The 18,719-nt window shown below is 50.4% G+C and carries 14 protein-coding genes and 1 tRNA gene; 8 read left to right on the plus strand and 7 right to left on the minus strand.

All coding sequences use genetic code 11. The features are described from left to right. The first annotated feature begins 16 nt into the window (after window positions 1-16). From prlC to AACH44_RS20560, 3 genes are all read left to right on the plus strand, one after another. Window positions 17-2,059 (plus strand): oligopeptidase A, encoded by a 2,043-nt coding sequence (gene prlC, locus AACH44_RS20550; RefSeq protein WP_261849373.1) that lies wholly within the window; start codon window positions 17-19, stop codon window positions 2,057-2,059. Then, the gene (gene rsmJ, locus AACH44_RS20555) at window positions 2,056-2,802 is read left to right on the plus strand and encodes a 16S rRNA (guanine(1516)-N(2))-methyltransferase RsmJ (protein WP_261849374.1); all 747 of its coding nucleotides are present in this window, start codon (window positions 2,056-2,058) and stop codon (window positions 2,800-2,802) included. The genes prlC and rsmJ overlap by 4 nt, the downstream gene beginning before the upstream one ends. Before the next feature lie 148 nt (window positions 2,803-2,950). Then, entirely contained in the window at window positions 2,951-4,846 is a 1,896-nt protein-coding gene (locus tag AACH44_RS20560) for a bifunctional metallophosphatase/5'-nucleotidase (RefSeq protein WP_261849375.1), read from the plus strand. 59 nt (window positions 4,847-4,905) lie between these two features. Here AACH44_RS20560 and gdhA read toward each other — a convergent pair whose 3' ends face one another. Then, entirely contained in the window at window positions 4,906-6,249 is a 1,344-nt protein-coding gene (gene gdhA / locus AACH44_RS20565) for an NADP-specific glutamate dehydrogenase (protein ID WP_261849376.1), read from the minus strand. A 291-nt stretch (window positions 6,250-6,540) separates the two neighbouring features. Continuing rightward, a complete protein-coding gene (uspA, locus tag AACH44_RS20570; RefSeq protein WP_039306892.1) occupies window positions 6,541-6,978 on the minus strand; it encodes a universal stress protein UspA in 438 nt (145 codons plus the stop codon). Between the two features lie 515 nt (window positions 6,979-7,493). Here uspA and uspB point away from each other — a divergent pair. Continuing rightward, on the plus strand, window positions 7,494-7,829 hold the full coding sequence (gene uspB / locus AACH44_RS20575; protein WP_261849377.1) for a universal stress protein UspB: 336 nt from the start codon (window positions 7,494-7,496) through the stop codon (window positions 7,827-7,829). A gap of 109 nt (window positions 7,830-7,938) precedes the next feature. Here uspB and pitA read toward each other — a convergent pair whose 3' ends face one another. After that, window positions 7,939-9,444, minus strand: coding sequence for an inorganic phosphate transporter PitA (gene pitA, locus AACH44_RS20580; protein ID WP_261849951.1), 1,506 nt, complete (start codon window positions 9,442-9,444; stop codon window positions 7,939-7,941). A 268-nt stretch (window positions 9,445-9,712) separates the two neighbouring features. Here pitA and AACH44_RS20585 point away from each other — a divergent pair, with 268 nt between their 5' ends. Further along, entirely contained in the window at window positions 9,713-10,912 is a 1,200-nt protein-coding gene (locus tag AACH44_RS20585) for an NAD(P)/FAD-dependent oxidoreductase (protein WP_261849950.1), read from the plus strand. Between the two features lie 92 nt (window positions 10,913-11,004). After that, the gene (locus AACH44_RS20590) at window positions 11,005-12,612 is read left to right on the plus strand and encodes an EAL domain-containing protein (RefSeq protein WP_261849949.1); all 1,608 of its coding nucleotides are present in this window, start codon (window positions 11,005-11,007) and stop codon (window positions 12,610-12,612) included. Window positions 12,613-12,652: 40 nt separating this feature from the next. On the opposite strand, the gene AACH44_RS20595 is transcribed toward AACH44_RS20590, so the two are convergent. The 4 genes from AACH44_RS20595 to ligB form a co-directional block, all read right to left on the minus strand. Next, the gene (locus AACH44_RS20595; RefSeq protein WP_261849948.1) at window positions 12,653-13,309 is read right to left on the minus strand and encodes an Ail/Lom family outer membrane beta-barrel protein; all 657 of its coding nucleotides are present in this window, start codon (window positions 13,307-13,309) and stop codon (window positions 12,653-12,655) included. A 286-nt stretch (window positions 13,310-13,595) separates the two neighbouring features. Further along, window positions 13,596-13,672: transfer RNA gene (locus AACH44_RS20600), tRNA-Pro, on the minus strand. Between the two features lie 131 nt (window positions 13,673-13,803). Then, window positions 13,804-15,483: a kdo(2)-lipid A phosphoethanolamine 7''-transferase gene (gene eptB, locus AACH44_RS20605; protein WP_261849947.1), complete on the minus strand. Its 1,680-nt coding sequence runs from the start codon at window positions 15,481-15,483 to the stop codon at window positions 13,804-13,806. 260 nt (window positions 15,484-15,743) lie between these two features. Continuing rightward, on the minus strand, window positions 15,744-17,444 hold the full coding sequence (gene ligB / locus AACH44_RS20610; protein ID WP_261849946.1) for an NAD-dependent DNA ligase LigB: 1,701 nt from the start codon (window positions 17,442-17,444) through the stop codon (window positions 15,744-15,746). A 321-nt stretch (window positions 17,445-17,765) separates the two neighbouring features. On the opposite strand from ligB, the gene gmk reads away from it, so the two are divergent. Both gmk and rpoZ read left to right on the plus strand, forming a co-directional pair. Next, window positions 17,766-18,389, plus strand: coding sequence for a guanylate kinase (gene gmk / locus AACH44_RS20615; protein WP_261849945.1), 624 nt, complete (start codon window positions 17,766-17,768; stop codon window positions 18,387-18,389). 53 nt (window positions 18,390-18,442) lie between these two features. Further along, the gene (rpoZ, locus tag AACH44_RS20620; RefSeq protein WP_005968230.1) at window positions 18,443-18,718 is read left to right on the plus strand and encodes a DNA-directed RNA polymerase subunit omega; all 276 of its coding nucleotides are present in this window, start codon (window positions 18,443-18,445) and stop codon (window positions 18,716-18,718) included. The last annotated feature ends 1 nt before the right edge of the window (window position 18,719 follow it).

Genomic DNA, 18,719 nt, shown 5'->3' on the forward strand with positions numbered 1-18,719 from the left:
TTATCAGGACGGCACCATGACGAATCCATTACTGACCTCATTTACCCTGCCCCCGTTCTCCAGTATCAAAACGGAAGATATTGTCCCGGCGGTGAAATCCGCGCTGGATGAATGCCGCGAGACGGTAGAACGCGTGGTGGCGCAAGCGGGGCCGTTTACATGGGATAATCTGTGCCAACCGCTGGCTGACAGCGACGATCGTCTTGGCCGCATCTTCTCACCCATCAGCCACCTGAACGCGGTGAAGAACAGCCCAGAGCTGCGTGCTGTTTATGAAGAATGTCTGCCGCTGCTGTCCGAGCACAGCACCTGGGTCGGCCAACATGCCGGGTTGTATCAGGCTTACCGCAGCCTGCGTGACGGCGAACAGTACACCACACTGAGCGTGGCACAGAAGAAATCTGTTGATAACGCACTGCGCGATTTTGAACTGTCTGGTATCGGTTTGTCGCCGGAAAAACAGAAACGCTACGGTGAAATCTCTGCTCGTCTGTCCGAACTCGGCTCGCAGTACAGCAACAACGTGCTGGATGCCACGATGGGCTGGAGCAAGCTGATTACCGACGTCGCCGAACTGGATGGCATGCCGGAAAGCGCGCTGGCAGCGGCCAAAGCGCAGGCAGAAGCTAAAGAGCAGGATGGCTGGCTGCTGACACTGGATATCCCAAGTTATCTTCCGGTAATGACTTACTGCACCAATCAGGCGCTGCGCGAAGAGATGTACCGCGCCTACGGCACGCGCGCATCCGATCAGGGGCCAAACGCGGGTAAATGGGACAACAGTGACGTCATGGCGGAAGCGCTAGCGCTACGTCACGAGCTGGCACAGTTGCTGGGCTTCGATAGCTATGCGCACAAGTCGCTGGCGACCAAAATGGCGGAAAACCCGCAGCAGGTGCTCGATTTCCTGACCGATCTGGCGAAACGCGCCCGTCCGCAGGCTGAAGAAGAGCTCGCACAACTGCGCGCCTTCGCCAAAGAACACTACGGCGTGGATAAATTGCAGGCCTGGGATATCACCTACTACAGCGAACAGCAGAAACAGCATCGGTATTCCATCAGCGATGAGCAGCTTCGTCCGTACTTCCCGGAAGAACGCGCGGTGAACGGCCTGTTCGAGGTGGTTAAACGCATCTACGGCATCACCGCCAAAGAGCGTAAAGACGTTGATGTCTGGCACCCGGACGTTCGCTTCTTCGATCTGTTCGATGAAAGTGGTGAACTGCGCGGCAGTTTTTACCTCGATTTATACGCCCGTGAACACAAACGCGGCGGAGCCTGGATGGACGACTGTGCGGGTAAACTGCGCAAAGGCAACGGCGAGCTGCAAAAGCCAGTCGCCTATCTGGTCTGTAACTTCAACCGCCCGGTCAACGGCAAACCCGCGCTGTTCACCCACGATGAAGTCACTACCCTGTTCCACGAATTCGGTCACGGCCTGCACCACATGTTGACCCAGATCGATACCGCCGGTGTCGCGGGCATCAACGGCGTACCGTGGGATGCGGTCGAGTTACCGAGCCAGTTCATGGAAAACTGGTGTTGGGAACCGGAAGCGCTGGCCTTTATCTCCGGCCACCACGAAACCGGTGAACCGCTGCCGCAGGAATTGCTGGATAAAATGCTGGCGGCGAAAAACTATCAGGCCGCGCTGTTCATTCTGCGTCAGTTGGAATTCGGTCTGTTCGATTTCCGTCTGCATGCCGAGTTTGATCCTGCGAAAGGCGCGCAGATTCTGCCGACGCTGGCTGAAATCAAAGCGCAGGTGGCCGTGGTGCCAAGCCCAAGCTGGGGCCGCTTCCCACATGCCTTCAGTCACATCTTCGCGGGCGGCTATGCCGCAGGTTACTACAGCTATCTGTGGGCAGATGTGCTGGCGGCCGATGCCTACTCCCGTTTTGAGGAAGAAGGTATTTTCAACCGCGAAACCGGTCAGTCGTTCCTGGATAACATCCTGACCCGCGGCGGTTCCGAAGCACCGATGGAACTGTTCAAGCGCTTCCGTGGCCGTGAACCGCAGTTGGACGCCATGCTCGCGCATTACGGCATCAAAGGATGAGTATCTGCTTAATCGCAGAGGAAGGCGCCGATAATGGCGCCTTATCTTCTTTGGCCGCGCGCTGGGGGCTGGTTTCCGATCCTGATGCGGTCATGGCGCTGGTGCTGACAGCGGAACGTCTGGAACTGCGCAAGCAGGATGAGCCGAAGCTCGGCGCGATCTTCGTCGATTTCGTTGCCGGGACGATGGCACATCGCCGTCGCTTTGGCGGCGGACGCGGCGAGGCCGTCGCGAAAGCTGTGGGTATCAAAAAAGATTACCTGCCGGATGTCGTGGATGCGACGGCCGGGCTGGGGCGTGATGCCTTTGTGCTGGCAGCATTGGGCTGTCGGGTACGCATGGTAGAACGTAATCCGGTCGTTGCCGCCCTGCTGGACGACGGGTTGCAGCGTGGCTATCGGGATGCAGAAATTGGCCCGTGGCTACAAGAGCGGCTCACGCTGCTGCACGCATCGAGTATGACTGCGCTGCGCAATATCACACCGCCACCAGATGTGGTCTATCTCGACCCGATGTTTCCGCACAAACAAAAGAGTGCGCTGGTGAAGAAAGAAATGCGAGTGTTTCAGTCGCTGGTGGGTGCGGATGACGACGCCGATGCACTGCTGGAACCCGCACGTGCGCTGGCCAAGAAACGCGTGGTGGTAAAGCGACCTGACTATGCGCCGCCGCTGGCTGGCGTACCAGCGCAATCCATGCTGGAAACCAAAAGCCACCGCTTCGACTTCTATCTTCCCGCCTGAAAAATCTCGCCGACGACGCTAAGTGTCGGCGGCTAAAAACTTAGCCTGCTTCGCATTTCCTACGCTGCTTTTGCAAAGTCTATAGCACTAATGAGAAGCAAATCGCATAATTTAGCGCTATCGCTTCTTATTACACTAAGATGACATAATGAAAAAAACGCTTTTGTCACTTCTGCTTTGTTTGAGTACTTCTGCTATGGCCGCTCAAGATCCGGTAAATATTACGATTCTGGGGACATCCGATCTGCACGGCACCTTTGTTCCCTGGGATTACGCCACCGACACCGCCAACATGGCTGGCAGCCTGAGTCAGATCGCCACACAGGTGCATAAAGTCCGTGCGCAGCAGCCGAATGTGATTCTGGTTGATGCGGGCGACACCATTCAGGGCAACTTTGTCGAAACCTTCAAAAATGACAAAACCAGCCCGATGATTCTTGGTTTTAACGCCATGAATTATGACGTCTGGGTCATGGGCAACCATGAGTTCGATTTCGGCCTGAACGTGCTTTCCACCTCGCTTGACCAGTTCAACGGCACCGCGCTGGCGGGCAACATTTTTTGGGAAAGCGGTAAACCTTACTTACCTGCCTATAAGATTGTCGAACGGCAGGGCGTGAAGATTGGCATCATCGGTATGGATACGCCGATGACCGCTGAATTCGCCAAGGGCACTGACCGCGTGAAAGGGCTGAACTTTACCGATCCTGTCGGGGCGGTGAAAACCGTTATCCAGCAAATCCACGGCAACGTGGATGCCATCGTGCTGGTCGCCCATATGGGCATCGATAACGAGAACCAACGGCCAGGTACTGGCGTCGGCGATATTGCCCGCGCAAATCCTGAACTAGCCGCCATCGTCGCCGGTCATATGCACGTAAAAGTGGATAAAGAGGTGATTAATGGCGTGATCGTCACCGAACCAGACCGATATGGCCGCGCACTGTCGCGCATCGATTTGCAGTTTGAACAGCAGAACGGTAAATACGTGCTGATCAACAAAGATAGCTATACCTATTCGATTAAGGACGTGGATTCTGACCGCAAGATGGAAGATATCTACGAGCCTTATCACAACACCCTGCGCGCCAACGCCAACCGCCCGATTGCACAACTTCTTGGGCACGATCTGGTGCCGCAAGATGCCGTGAAAGGCATTCCTCAAGTACACGTACAGGACACTGGTATCAGCGCCTTGTTCCAGGAAGCCAGTCGCCATTACGCCCCCAAAGCGCAAATTATCGCACTACAAATTGATAACGATCGACCGAAGCTGAACGTCGGCACCATTGCCGCAAAAGACATCGCTTTTAACTATCAATACGCGGGCGGTGAGATCACGGTTTATCAGCTAACCGGAAAAGAATTGAAGAAATACATGGAATGGTCAGCGGGTTACTTCAACCAGCTGCAAGACGGCGATGTGACTTACAGCTTTAATCCGCAACGCCGCGCGTCCAAGTATTCCACCAATGACTTCTTTGATGGCGTGACCTACACCATCGACCTGACGAAACCCGCCGGACAGCGCATAACCAACCTGAAAATGAATAACGGCACGCTCGTTACCGATGACATGCCGATCCGTCTGGGTATGAACAGCTACCGTATGGGTCACCTGACGCAGAAAGGCGGTGTGCTGGAAGGTATGCAGTTCCCGGTACTGTCGGATACCAAAGCGGAGTATGGCGAAGAAGCGGGTACGATTCGTAACCTGACTATTCGCTATCTGACCGAAGTGAAAAAAGGCCAGTATGAAGGGACAGTGCCGCAGCGTTGGAAACTGGCAGGATTGCAGGGTTATGAGCGTGAACGCAACATTGTCGAATCGCTGCTCAGTAGCGGGAAAATCAGCGTGCCAACCTCAGACGATGGCCGTTACAGCAATGTGCAATCCATCAACGTGAAGTCGTTGCGGCTACCAGATGCCGCGCAAAGGGAAAAGCGCGTGGCGGAACTGACGCAACAGCGCGACAGCACCACCAATGCGTTGACCAAGCAGCGGCTGAACGATCAGTTGACGATTATCGCGGCAATTAACTAACCGACGCTCCCTTGCCGCACGTTTTACTCTGCGGCAAGGGTAAGTCCTAGATGACTGGATTAAACAACGCCCTGCGCCAGCATCGCATCGGCCACTTTAACAAAGCCCGCCACGTTGGCACCGCGTACATAGTTCGTCTGGCTGTCTTCGCCGCCGTACTGCACACAGGCATTGTGAATATCCAGCATGATGTGGTGCAAACGCGCATCTACCTTCTCGGCTTTCCAGCCTAAGCGCGCTGCGTTCTGCGCCATTTCCAACCCCGATGTCGCCACGCCACCTGCGTTAGCCGCTTTGCCCGGCGCAAACAGCACGCCCGCATCCAGAAACGCGTCGGTCGCTGGGATGGTGGTTGGCATGTTGGCACCTTCCGCCACGGCTTTCACACCATTAGCAATCAGCGTCTGCGCCGCTGGCAGATCCAGCTCATTCTGCGTCGCACACGGCAGCGCGATGTCTACTGGCACTTCCCACGGTGTCTTGCCTGCAAGATAGGTCAGCTTCGCTTCACGCGCGTAATCTTCCACGCGGCCATAGCGTTTGTTCTTAATCTCTTCCAGCAGCGCCAGTTTCTCTGGAGTAAACCCGTTTTCATCCACCACGGTGCCGTTGGAATCTGATGCCGTGACCACACGAGCCCCCAGTTCCATCGCTTTTTCAATCGCGTACTGCGCCACATTACCGGAACCGGACACCGCAACCCGCATACCTTCAAAGCCCAGACCATGGCGTTTCAGCATCGCTTCCGTGAAGTAAACCAGACCGTAGCCGGTCGCTTCAGGACGAATCAGACTACCGCCGAAAGACAGCCCTTTTCCGGTGAAAACACACGCCGTGTTGTTGGTCAGCTTCTTCATCATGCCAGTCATAAAGCCGACTTCACGACCACCCACGCCGATATCACCCGCCGGAACGTCCGTATCCGCGCCCAGATGACGATACAGTTCCGTCATCAGTGCCTGACAGAAACGCATGACTTCGCCCTGGCTTTTCCCTTTTGGGTTAAAGTCCGAACCCCCTTTACCACCGCCCATTGGCAACGTGGTTAGCGCATTCTTGAACGTCTGTTCGAATCCAAGGAATTTCAGAATCGACAGGTTAACGGACGGGTGGAAACGCATGCCGCCTTTGTACGGCCCGATCGCGGAACTGAACTGGACGCGCCAGGCACGGTTCACCTGTACTTGACCTTTGTCGTCCGTCCACGCCACGCGAAACTGAATCACACGTTCCGGTTCTACCAATCGCTCCAGCAGGCTGTAATCCGCATAGTGAGGGTTCTGCTCCAGAAAAGGCCACAGGGTGGAAAGGACTTCATTAACGGCCTGTAGAAATTCAGGCTGATGCGGATCGCGTTGTTGAACAGAATCAAGAAAACTTGCCAGAGATACGATTTGTGCCATGAACAGCTCCTGATTGAACGAATAGCTCCCTTCTGCTTCTTTAATTTTTAGACACGCAGAAGCTTGTGGGATCGGTGAAAATGATGTTGTGTCCTCTGGACTATAACACTGGCGATGGATATTTAAGCAAGCGTTTTCTTTTCAGATTAACGTTACAATCCAATGAGATAGGAAGGGGTTTTTGAAGGTTTTGAGAAGGGAATTTGCGATAAGTTTTTGTTATATAACAAAAGGCACAGCTAAAAAGCCGTGCCTTTCATCACTGAAAAAAAATGCAAAAAAAGCTAATTTTTATTCGTCTTCTTCATCACGCAACGGCACGATGAGCATATCAACATGGACGGTATTAATCAGTTGACGTGCAGAAGACATCAGTTTGCTCCAAAAGTCCTGATGGTGTCCGCACAGCACAAGGTCAGCGTCATATTTCCTGATCGCATCCACCAGCACTTGCCCTAAATCACCGCTGCCGCTCAACGTTTCACTGATGGGATAGCCTGCATTTTGAGACAGCTCAGTCAACGCATTCTGGGTTTCTTCGGAGATACGCTGTTGCATGTCACCCAGGTTGACATCAATAAGCCCCGTGTAAAGATCGGAGTAATTCACATCGACATGGATTAGCGAGACTTTCGCATTGTACGGTCTTGCCATTGATACCGCTTTTTCCACTAACACTTTGCTTTCTGGAGAAAGATCTACAGCAATAAGGATGTGTTTGTAAGCCATAATGAGACTCCTTCCGTAAAGACTAATTAAGGGTTAGCAGCTATTTCTCCTGCCAATCTGATACTTAACGGCGGATTATAGAATAACACTCGTCCGCGCTATCGGACTGTTCAGTCGATCACAACCCGTTTTCAAATCTGTTAATTCTATTGATAAGTGTAGTAGAAACCGCTCCTTTTCACAGCTAAATCGCGTAGCTTCTCCTTTCAGAAAACGTATTATCTCGTCGAAAATCATCCTTCATGCCGATTGCATCTGCCTCTCTGGCACAAACAAACATTCTTCTTCTACACTACAAGTAGGGGGCGGTAAGACTATCCACTGCGCTCTGGGATGGAAAACAAGAATGGGGCTAGCCATGACGCTGTTGGCTAACCAAAATGACAATAAAATCGTGCGTAAGCATGTGGCATAACTATTCGTCGTTGAAAAACGTCACAGAAAAACATAGCGGATAATCGTAACGCTTGTCATCGGTCACCGCTTCTGACGAATAGAACGACCGGGAGGGGAGCATGATTAGTACATTTGCGCTTTTCTGGGCTTTATGTATCGTCTGTATTATCAATATGGCGAGGTATTACTCTTCATTACGCGTGTTACTGCTGATTTTGCGTGACTGTGACCCACTGCTTTACCAATACGTTGATGGAGGAGGTTTTTTCACATCGCACGGGCAGCCAAGCAAGCAAATTCGGCTGGTACGCTATATCTATGCACAGCGCTATCTTGAGCATCACGACCCTGAATTTATTCGCCGCTGCGAACGGGTACGGGGGCAATTTTTGCTCACGACCGCCTTGTGTGGCCTCATCGCCATCAGCCTGATTGCCATGATGATGTGGTATTAACACAGTGTACTTATACAAGTATTGGTATTAACAGCATGAACGTCGATAAAAAGTAAAAAGGCGACTCCCCACAGAATCGCCTTTTTTTATGATTAACCGATTACCCCAATCAAATCAGTTGCAGAGCCAGCCAGTACAGCGCACCAGACATCAGCATTGAGACAGGCAGCGTTAATACCCACGCCAGCAGAATGCTTCTTATCGTTTTGCCCTGTACGCCCCCCCCATCCGCAATCATCGTCCCGGCAACTGCCGAGGATAATACGTGCGTGGTGGAAACCGGCATACCGGTGTAGCTGGCAACGCCAATCGACAAGGCCGCAGTCACCTGTGCCGACACCCCCTGTGCGTAGGTCATACCTTTCTTGCCAATCTTCTCGCCGATGGTGACCGCAACACGTTTCCAGCCCACCATTGTGCCCAAGGAGAGCGCCAGTGCGACGGCAACGATGATCCAAAGAGGCGCATATTCAACCGTCTGAAGCATATCTTTACGCAGGTTGCTCAGGTAGCGCTGATCTTCGCCCGATGTTTCTGGCAGCTTGACTACCCGATCCATCGTATCCGAGATGCACATCAGCAGGCGACGCACTCTGCTGCGATCGTCAGGGTTCAACTGGTCGTAGCTTTTCAGGTTACTCAGCAGGCCCTGTGTGCGCTCAATCGCAATCATTACGCGTGAACTGTCACAGTGGAACTCTTTCTGGCCGTTGCCGGGAATCGCATTTTCTGGCGCAGGAACCACGGGGTGAGACAAGTCAATGACGTGTGCTAACGCATCGCCATGCTGCTTGTAATATTCCTGTAAATTGACAACGGCATCACGTGTCCGGCTGATGTCATAGCCCGATGCGTTCATGTTGACAATAAACCCGGCTGGCGCGACGCCAATCAGCACCAGCATAATCAAGCCGATACCTTTCTGACCGTCGTTTGCACCGTGAGAGAAGCTCACGCCAATCGCCGATAAAATCAGCGCGGTACGCGTCCAGAATGGCGGCTTACGTTTGCCGTCCTGCTTTTCGCGATCGACGGGCGTCAGATGCACGCGTTTGCGCTTTTTACTGTTGTTCCAGAACCGACGCAGTACCAGCAGCATCAACCCTGCAACTACCATCCCCACAATTGGCGATAGCAGCAGTGACAGGAAAATGCTGATCATTTTCGGCACGTTCAACGCATCCACGATGGAGGTATCCGTCAGCAGTGCGTTGGTCAAACCAATACCGATGATGGAGCCAATCAACGTGTGAGAACTGGAGGCAGGAATACCAAAATACCAGGTACCCAGGTTCCAGATAATCGCGGCCAGCAGCATGGAAAAGACCATCGCCAGACCATGCGCCGAACTCACGTTCAGCAGTAAATCCGTGGGGAGAAGGTGAACAATTGCATAGGCCACGCTCAGGCCGCCCAGCAGTACACCGAAGAAATTAAAGACACCCGCCATAACAACGGCAAATTCTGCACGCATGGCTCGGGTATAAATAACGGTGGCGACGGCATTCGCAGTATCGTGAAAACCGTTAATGGCTTCGTACATCAATACAAACAACAAAGCCAATATCAACATCAGGCCGGTGTAGTAATCCAGTCCGGCAAATAAATGTAGCATAAACGTTAGGCCATTTAGTGGTCATGAACGCGGCGCATTATCGGCGACAAGCAGGGGTGGGGAAAAGGAAAATATGACATTTTTTTGACTTAAAATGTGACGAGCATCGACAACAAAACCACTTAATCATTATAAATCAATTAATTATATATTTTTACTAAAACATGCAGATTGTTACGCTGGTATCGAACAAGAACCAACACTACAATTTGCCGCCCCAATGGCCCATTTGCCTGCGGTAATCAATCACTCATCGGAGAAATGCATTGTGGAACAGTTTGACGTTGTCATCATTGGTGCTGGTGCAGCAGGCATGTTTTGTGCCGCACAGGCGGGACAGCGTGGGCTGCATGTTCTATTGCTCGATAACGGCAAGAAGGCAGGGCGTAAAATATTGATGTCCGGCGGCGGGCGCTGCAACTTTACCAATGTGTATACGGAACCGGCCGCCTATCTGTCCCACAATCCTCACTTTTGTAAATCGGCACTGGCGCGTTATACCCAATGGGATTTCATTAGTTTGGTCAACAATCACCGCATCGCTTACCACGAGAAAACACTTGGTCAGCTATTCTGTGATGACTCCGCACAGCAAATTGTGGATATGCTGGTAACAGAGTGCGAGCAGGCTAACGTCACGCTTCGTTTGCGCAGTGAAGTCGCCTCGGTGGAGAAATCAGACGATCGGTTCACCATCCACCTGAGCAACGGTACAGCATTCCAAGGCGCATCACTGGTCGTTGCCTGCGGCGGCTTGTCGATGCCCGGTCTGGGCGCAACGCCGTTCGGCTACCAGCTTGCCGCGCAGTTTGGTATTAACGTACTCCCAACCCGCGCCGCGCTTGTTCCCTTTACGCTGCACAAACCGCTGCTCGAACAGTTGCAAACGCTCTCCGGCGTTTCTGTCCCTACCGTCATCACCGCAGAAAACGGCGTGACGTTCCGTGAAAATATCCTGTTCACACATCGTGGGCTCTCTGGTCCCGCCATTTTGCAAATTTCCAGCTACTGGCAAGCGGGTGAATCCGTCACCATTAACTTGCTACCCGGACACAATCTCACCCAGCTTATCAATGATGAACGCAGTGCCCATCCAAACCAAAGCCTGAAAAATACGTTGGCACAGTGGCTGCCTAAACGACTGGTTGAATGCTTGCAAGCACTAGGACAACTGCCGGATGTGACGTTGAAACAGCTCAACAGCACACAGCAGCTACAAATTGAACAAAGCCTGCAACAGTGGCGGGTACAGCCAAATGGTACGGAGGGTTACCGTACCGCCGAAGTGACGATCGGCGGCGTCGACACCCGCGCCCTGTCTTCCAAAACCATGGAGGCCAATTCAGTGCCAGGGCTGTATTTCATCGGTGAAGTGGTCGATGTAACTGGCTGGCTCGGCGGCTATAATTTCCAATGGGCGTGGAGTTCAGCATGGGCCTGCGCGCAGGCTCTGCCTTTTAGCAAATAGGCACTATAATAACCTCTATTCAGCGCTCTCCTTTAATTAATGGAGAAAGGGACGTCTCTACATAGGCCTCTGCTGCCAGAAAGGAGATGTGAATGAGCCCCAGACGTAGTGAACGTAAAATTAACATGTTGCAGTTACTGACGGCAGGTATGCTGCCACTGCTGCTGGGATTGCTGTTCACTTTTGTAGAATCCAGATTAATGGTAAAACGCGATTTGGAAGCCACTGCGCAAATCGCAATGAATCATGCTGAGAATATTTCGACACAGGCGTGGAAGATGGTGGATCGCCTCCAGCACTTTCATGGTCAGTCCTGTGATGCCATCGGTGGTGAGCTGCAACGCCTTGGCTCGATTTTTCCTTACTTTCGTGCGATCGGCGTTATCCATAATACCGACGTCTACTGCTCTTCAACGTTTGGCAACGCACTGACGCCAATAAGTCGCGTCATTCAACAACCGCTACCGGATACCGATTCTGAACGCTGGAGCCTGTCAATTGCAGGCTCAGATAACGTGAGAGCACGCCCTGCAATCATCTTCGTCCAGATGCCCCTCACGGGTTATGGCGCTTACACCATGGTTGACGCGCAATACCCGATCGATCTTATGATGGCGATTAGCCAAACCCGCGGCTATCAGCTTACACTGAAGATCGGCAACGGCCACCCCATTCAAATTGGTCAGATAATTACGCTCAACTCAGGCTTATTTTCTACCTCAGCGCTTGAAATAAAATCGAACTATTTCCCGATAACCCTTACAGTTATCGCACCAACCTCTCAATCTGTCGCGAACTGGAAGCAGGCGTTCTTTACGTTCTCGCCGCTGGCAATGGTTCTCTCCCTGCTCTTCTTTGCAATGATGTGGTACTGGCAAAAACGTAAATTATTATTCCGCGACGAGCTCCGTAAAGGCATCGCCAAAGGCGAATTTTCCGTCTATTACCAGCCCATCTATAATGCAGAATCGCAATCCTGCATCGGTGTTGAGACCTTACTGCGATGGCAGCGCAGTAATGGACAGTGGATCAGGCCCGATATATTTATCTCCGCCGCCGAAGCAGAAAGCATGATTATTCCCATCACCCGGCATTTATTTGATCTGGTCGCAGCCGATATCGCCAGTTGGCAGGTAAAACCCGGATTTCACCTGAGCCTTAACGTCGCAGCCGAGCATCTGCATCATCCAAATTTCGTTTCAGACGTACATCGCTTCGCAGAAAAAGTTGCCTCTCATTCATTAAGCATTACGCTGGAACTGACAGAACGTAACCTCATCAGCAACGGTCCTGAAGTCATACAGCGCCTGCATCAACTACGTGAAGATGGCTTTATGATCGCCATCGATGACTTCGGCACCGGGCACTGTTCACTCTCTTATCTGCAAAACTTTCCGCTGGATTGCCTGAAAATCGATCAGGGATTCGTCTGTGCCATTTCATCGCCGGATGAAGAAGCCCCTATTCTTGATGCCATTATTAATTTGAGCCATCGCATCAAACTTCAATCCGTAGCAGAAGGCGTAGAAACCGAACAACAGCTCATATATTTACAACAGCACGGCGTTAAATATATACAGGGATTTCTTTATGCAAAGCCGATGAACAATGAATCGTTACTGGTATGGCTGCACTATCATAGTAATAAATCGATAGAAAGTTTTATGAATAAAAACGAAGAAAGAGAAAAGAAAAAATAACCGGCAGAAGCTTGTCCGCCGGTATTCTATAATTGGCAAATCAGAAACGATAACCGACGCCAATATTAAAGGCGTCTACACGCGTTTCATAAATCTTCGTACCTTCGTAGCCAATATCTATCGCCCAGTTTGCTACTGGTGTGATTTGAATACCCGCACCATAAGCAAAGCTGGATTTGCTTTCACTACCCGATTCACGGACAGCATCGCCCTCTTCCCAACTGGATTTACCGCGCCCAATACCCGCTAAACCATAAACGCTGACATAGTCATTAAAGCGGTAGGATGGGCCAGCCATGAGTGAATAGTATTTCAGCTTATAAACATCACTGCTTGAATTCTGATAATACTCTGTTTGCTCCGCGCTCACATAAGTGAAAGAACCAATAATGCCAAGATCGGAATCACCCTGATAATGGTATTTGGCTGTAATCCCTTTTGGATCTTTAAAGTCATCGACTTTCGCCTGAGCATAACCCAAAGATACCGTTTGTGTCGCCTGAGCAGCAGACATTCCCATGGCACAAGCAATCAGAGTGGAAAGCAGCAGTGTTGTTTTTTTCATGATAGAAACATCTTCCATGTTTGAATAAAAAGACGATTTCAACAAAGCGAATATATAAGCATCACGAATGTTGACCGCACATAAACTTACATTTAAATACGACAAGGTAAAGTCTGCCTTATTTTCAAACAACCGAAATTGTTTTTATTTAAATCATTAAAAAACAGAATGATAGGTATTATCTATGGTAATTAACGCGCGGTTTTTCACGCTATTTTTGGGAATATTCTTAACTAAGGATAGAGGAAATATGGAAATTTTCGACGCCAAAGAATACTGAGATAAAAACCTGTATTTATAAAGGGAAATTTTCACAAATGACTATTTTTTTAATAGTGACTATTTTTTAAACGGATAGTATAAATAGACAATGATTGAAATAGAAGAAAAAGGGGGGGGGAAATACTGAGAAATAAAGTGGTCGGCGAGAGAGGATTCGAACCTCCGACCCACTGGTCCCAAACCAGTTGCGCTACCAAGCTGCGCTACTCGCCGAATGCGGGCGCATATTACTGCTACCTCATTGAAGCGTCAATATCTTTTTCACAAAAGGATTCCAGCTGCCGTTAAAGTATCCATCCCTTGTATTTACAGCCTGAAACCGACGTCCTTGTCCGTGATTCATGTCAATCAGCAGGTTTCTGACACCAGTTATTTTTAGGGTTAATACCGCCATCAGGCGATGTGTATCCCACACATCCCAGAATCGTGTCAAACAGCTCTTCATGGCGATGTGTTTTGCCAACGCGCTGCTGAGCTTTCAACTGCTCAAACGCATGCAGATTATCGGTGTCAGCCAAAAATTTATCCGAGATCCATACCATCATCGGTGAACGGAACTGCTCGGGTGGTGCCATCTCACGCGGCGTGCCGTGCAAATGGTAGTTATCATCGATAGATTCACCGTGATCGGAGGCATAAAACACGATCGCTTTCTTATCCCGAACCTGATCGATCACGCTATCGATAAAGCTATCGGTATAGAGCACGCTATTATCAAACGCATTAATCAACTGCTCACGCGTACAGGAAGCATCAACGCCCATACACTCCGGCTGATAACGCGCATAGCTACGGGGATATCGCATGGAATACAGATAGTGAGAGCCTTTGGTATGCAGCACAATCAGATGTTTACCTTTGGGGTAACGTGCCAGCGACTCCTTAACCTCATCGACCAGCAACATATCCTGCACCGATTTACCGTCATTGTGTTTCTCTGACGCAATCATTTCGCGGAAGGAATAGTTGTTCGCCTCAATGCTATTGTAAAACCACACCTCACTTTGCATCGCAAACAGCTCAGAGGTAAAGCCCAACGCCTTCATTACGGCAAAGATATTCTGCTCTTTCAGGGTTCGTTGCGGGTTGTCTTCCGTGCCACCTTCTCGCACAAACATACAACGCATGGAAAGCTTGGTTGAGGTATCACACGATTGGCCGCGGAAAGCGACCAGGTTTTTTTCTTTTGACAGCTTCGGCGTCGTATCTCGCTCATAGCCTAACAGCCCCATATGATCCCAGCGGGTTGTTTCACCGATAATGAAAACCACGTAGGTATCGTCAATGCCTTTCGGCGGGACATAGGTAAAATGCTGAGCCGGATCGAAAAGATGAGAGGAGTCCTGATTCTCGTCATACTTAGTGTACGCAAATAATCCTAACGCAGACAACCAGTTAGAAGGTAGGTACGAGTGAGCCACTACGCCACCATAGCTGGGCAAATCCACATTGGATTCTCGCTCGGACACTGACTGAACGTTGTCCATATAGCGAAGCGGCATCCAAACCAGCGCAACGACAGCGGCAAGAACCAGAAGAGGAACCAAACGTCTTCCCGGCGATTTGAGCTGTTCGATCAGCGTATGACGTAGCGAGTTCTTCCAGATCAAAAATAGCGGCAACGCACTCACCGCTAGCATCCACAGGAAAAAACGAAAACCAATAACTTCTTTAGAAAGATCAATATCCGTGGTCATGACCGCCGCAATAATGCCATAACCAATCACGACATTAAAAAACGTCATGTAATAACTCGCGGCAACGGAAATCAACACCAAAAGAGACGCGATAATCCGATAAAAACGACGTCCCCCGAGTGAAATAATCCTCATTAGGAAAAAGGTAAATAAGATACTCGCAGTCAATTCAACAAGAGCGGGGATAAACGTTGGAACCTGGCTACCAGCAGAGAGTGAAAAATAATCAAATCGGCGATAATACACTGAGATATTGAGAAAAAGACCAATATAAACTGCCAGGACAAACGATAATTTGGGTTGCGAAAAAGATGCTACAAACTTCATTATGACAAGTGCTCCAACAAACCTTTCTTATTATCTGAAGCTATACGACAACATCCCTATGCCTGAGTTCAGCGGAAATAATCAGATGCTCAGGCTTTTTTATGGTTCATCGCAAAACAGCAAATAGGCTTAGATCTTTAGTTCGTAAATTTTACTTATGATTAAGTAGAGAGAACAGAAAAAAATTGTCCTTTTGTGTGAATGAATACACGAAAAAATAAAAGGATCGACCCCAATATGTTCTGAAAAATCACCACCACTTATCTATGTATGCCTTGTATGCCTTCACGATCTAATCGGGCAATTAATTCTACTACGATAGGGTGCTTCAGGAATGCCATAATCTCTTCTGCACGTCGCTCCCCAATACCGGAGAACTGTTGCCATTGTTGTGCCGTCCACTTCTGTAACGCCAGCCAATCCACATTATCTAATGCGCTCATTGCGGAACGAGGAACAGGAATACCCAAAGCAAGTAGCCAGCGGGATAGCGGCATCTGCCGCGCCGACTGCAAGCTCTCATAGATATCTCGCGCCCGCTTATCGCCCATGCCATTGACCGCATTAAGCTGTGCCTCCGTCAGAGATAACCATGACAGCACATCCTCCAGTAAATCATGTTGCATCAGACGCAGCCACATCCCTTCACGCACTCCCGCTAACTTTAAGCCGTGATCTCCACTCAACCAGACTAAACGCGCCAGAAATTGCTGCTGGCAAACCGCGCTATACTGAAAACAGCTAAAAGCATGGAAATCATATTCACTGGGCGGGGTGATAACTGGCCGCTCAGTCCCACGCCATACCACATTATCCAGACGTGGAATCCCCTGCCCTGCCAGACTGACGCTAACCCTATCGCCGGGCAACACATCCCATTGTTTCCAACGCGACAGCGAGCCTACACTCACCCGATTAACCGATTTATCATCCAATTTCAAAGGGCTAAGCTTCAACACCACGGCGATCTTACCCGTCCGCCCGACAGAAAACGCCACATCAGCCACTTCCGCAACCTGATGAACGGGCGGATATTTCCATGCGATCGCCCAGTCTGCCGATACGTTACGCCAATAACGCCCCTGCGGTTCTTTCGTCTGGCGGATAACCACGCCATCCGTCACAAAAGGGAGTGGGCTGTGATACCAGTGTTGACGCCACTTCTCCGCGTCAGCGAATGACTCAATGGCATGGGTATAGTTTGCTGTCATGGCAAACCCCATTTTTGTCAATATTTCCAAACGTTCAGGCATCGTCTTTGGACCATCTGGCCATTCCCAGACGAACAGGCCAATCTGCGACAACACGGGAGATGGCTGATGACGACGCATTTCACCCGCCACCACCGAGCGTGCATTAAGACCACCCTGAGTATGTTGTTGGTGATCGGTCATCTTCAGAAAAAGCTCCCCTTGCAATACTAACGAGGAAGGTGCATCGGTTAATACATGAGGAATTCCCGGAATCAGACGAACTTTTTCCGTCCAGTCTTCACCTTGCAGGCCATTACCCCGGCTAACCGCAGACACGAGCTTACCGTGCTGATAGAGCAACGAGACAGCCACACCATCCACTTTTGGCTGAATCCACAAATCCTTACGCTGTGCGATCCACTGCATCAATTGCCCACGATCGGACAATTTCTTCAGTCCCGTATGAGCAACAGGATGAAGCTGCTTGCCATGAGAGGGTAACCGAACAGGAACAATATGTTGCGGCTGAAAACAACCTAACCACTGGTTTAACTGCTCTCGCAGTTGATCATAAACGTCATCAGCTATCGGGCTTTTCCCCTCGGCGTAATACACGTCATCCCACCGTTCTAACTGATGACGCAATGCAGCAATTTCTTTGTTCGAACGCGTGTTATCCCAATCGGGACAGACTTCGGCCGCAGCCGAAAAACCGCTGATCCCCCCAACAACGCAGATAATCCAAAAGGTGCAACCCCTGAGCCACATAGCCCCTCCTGCCATCCAGTAGCGAATGGCCGCAGTACATAGCAACACAGAGGAAAAGACGAGGCGAAAAAAGGAGCAATGCCAAACGCGCCGCAAGATGATTCATCGTTTGCAGCACCGATAAAAAAGACGGGAACGCGCGTCGCAATCTCAAAAATACACGCTGGCAAAAAATTTTCCCAATGGCATAACGGAAAAACAATCTGCGGAGAACTTATCGCAGCGCGACTGATGACATATAGGCGTGTATAATGCGGTGATATGCGCATGTTCCTGCCGCATATCACCATTCACCATCGTAACCATGAATAAAACTTCATTATGGCTCAAGGCACGTTATATATCGTTTCTGCTCCCAGTGGGGCTGGGAAATCCAGCCTGATTCAGGCGTTATTAAAAACTCAGCCGCTTTACGACACTCAGGTATCGATTTCGCATACCACACGAGCGAAACGACCAGGAGAAAACCACGGCGAACACTATTTCTTCGTCGAAGTCGATGAATTTAAGCGTATGATTCAGGATCGTGAGTTTCTGGAGCACGCTGAAGTTTTCGGCAATTACTACGGTACATCCCGACTTGCCATTGAGCAGGTATTAGCGACAGGTGTTGATGTTTTTCTGGATATTGACTGGCAAGGTGCCGAACAAATCCGTGCTCAAATGCCGCACGCGCGCAGTATTTTCATTCTGCCGCCGTCCAAAGAAGAGCTGGCTCGCCGCCTGCGTGGCCGTGGACAAGATAGTGATGACGTTATTGCTCGCCGTATGTCTCAAGCCGTGGCTGAAATGACGCACTACGGCGAGTATGATTACCTGATTGTGAATGATGATTTCGATCTGGCGCTGCTCGATCTGAAAACCATTATTCGCGCCGAACGTCTGCGTTTGAGCAGGCAACAGGTTCGGCATGATGCATTAATCACCAAACTATTGGCAGACTGACGCCTCTTTCAGTATGATGCGCAGTCATTTTATTTCCTGTGGAGTAGCACATTATGGCACGCGTAACTGTTCAAGACGCTGTAGAGAAAATTGGTAACCGTTTTGACCTGGTGTTGGTCGCTGCTCGTCGCGCCCGTCAAATCCAGACTGGTGGTAAAGATCCGTTGGTCCCTGAAGAAAACGATAAGTACACCGTGATCGCACTGCGTGAGATCGAAGAAGGTCTGATCAACAACCAAATTCTGGATGTTCGTGACCGTCAGGAACAGCAAGAGCAGGAAGCCGCAGAGATTCAGGCGGTTACCGCGATTGCTGAAGGCCGCCGTTAAT

This window comes from Pectobacterium araliae (genome assembly GCF_037076465.1).
GTDB classification, from domain to species: domain Bacteria; phylum Pseudomonadota; class Gammaproteobacteria; order Enterobacterales; family Enterobacteriaceae; genus Pectobacterium; species Pectobacterium araliae.

Excerpts from the sequence above, each read along its gene's own strand:
- gdhA (WP_261849376.1), bottom strand. The coding sequence starts at position 6,249 with ATGGCACAAATCGTATCTCTGGCAAGTTTTCTTGATTCTGTTCAACAA.
- AACH44_RS20560 (WP_261849375.1), top strand. The coding sequence starts at position 2,951 with ATGAAAAAAACGCTTTTGTCACTTCTGCTTTGTTTGAGTACTTCTGCT.
- uspA (WP_039306892.1), bottom strand. The coding sequence starts at position 6,978 with ATGGCTTACAAACACATCCTTATTGCTGTAGATCTTTCTCCAGAAAGC.
- rpoZ (WP_005968230.1), top strand. The coding sequence starts at position 18,443 with ATGGCACGCGTAACTGTTCAAGACGCTGTAGAGAAAATTGGTAACCGT.
- ligB (WP_261849946.1), bottom strand. The coding sequence starts at position 17,444 with ATGTGGCTCAGGGGTTGCACCTTTTGGATTATCTGCGTTGTTGGGGGG.
- prlC (WP_261849373.1), top strand. The coding sequence starts at position 17 with ATGACGAATCCATTACTGACCTCATTTACCCTGCCCCCGTTCTCCAGT.
- rsmJ (WP_261849374.1), top strand. The coding sequence starts at position 2,056 with ATGAGTATCTGCTTAATCGCAGAGGAAGGCGCCGATAATGGCGCCTTA.
- eptB (WP_261849947.1), bottom strand. The coding sequence starts at position 15,483 with ATGAAGTTTGTAGCATCTTTTTCGCAACCCAAATTATCGTTTGTCCTG.
- pitA (WP_261849951.1), bottom strand. The coding sequence starts at position 9,444 with ATGCTACATTTATTTGCCGGACTGGATTACTACACCGGCCTGATGTTG.
- gmk (WP_261849945.1), top strand. The coding sequence starts at position 17,766 with ATGGCTCAAGGCACGTTATATATCGTTTCTGCTCCCAGTGGGGCTGGG.
- uspB (WP_261849377.1), top strand. The coding sequence starts at position 7,494 with ATGATTAGTACATTTGCGCTTTTCTGGGCTTTATGTATCGTCTGTATT.
- AACH44_RS20590 (WP_261849949.1), top strand. The coding sequence starts at position 11,005 with ATGAGCCCCAGACGTAGTGAACGTAAAATTAACATGTTGCAGTTACTG.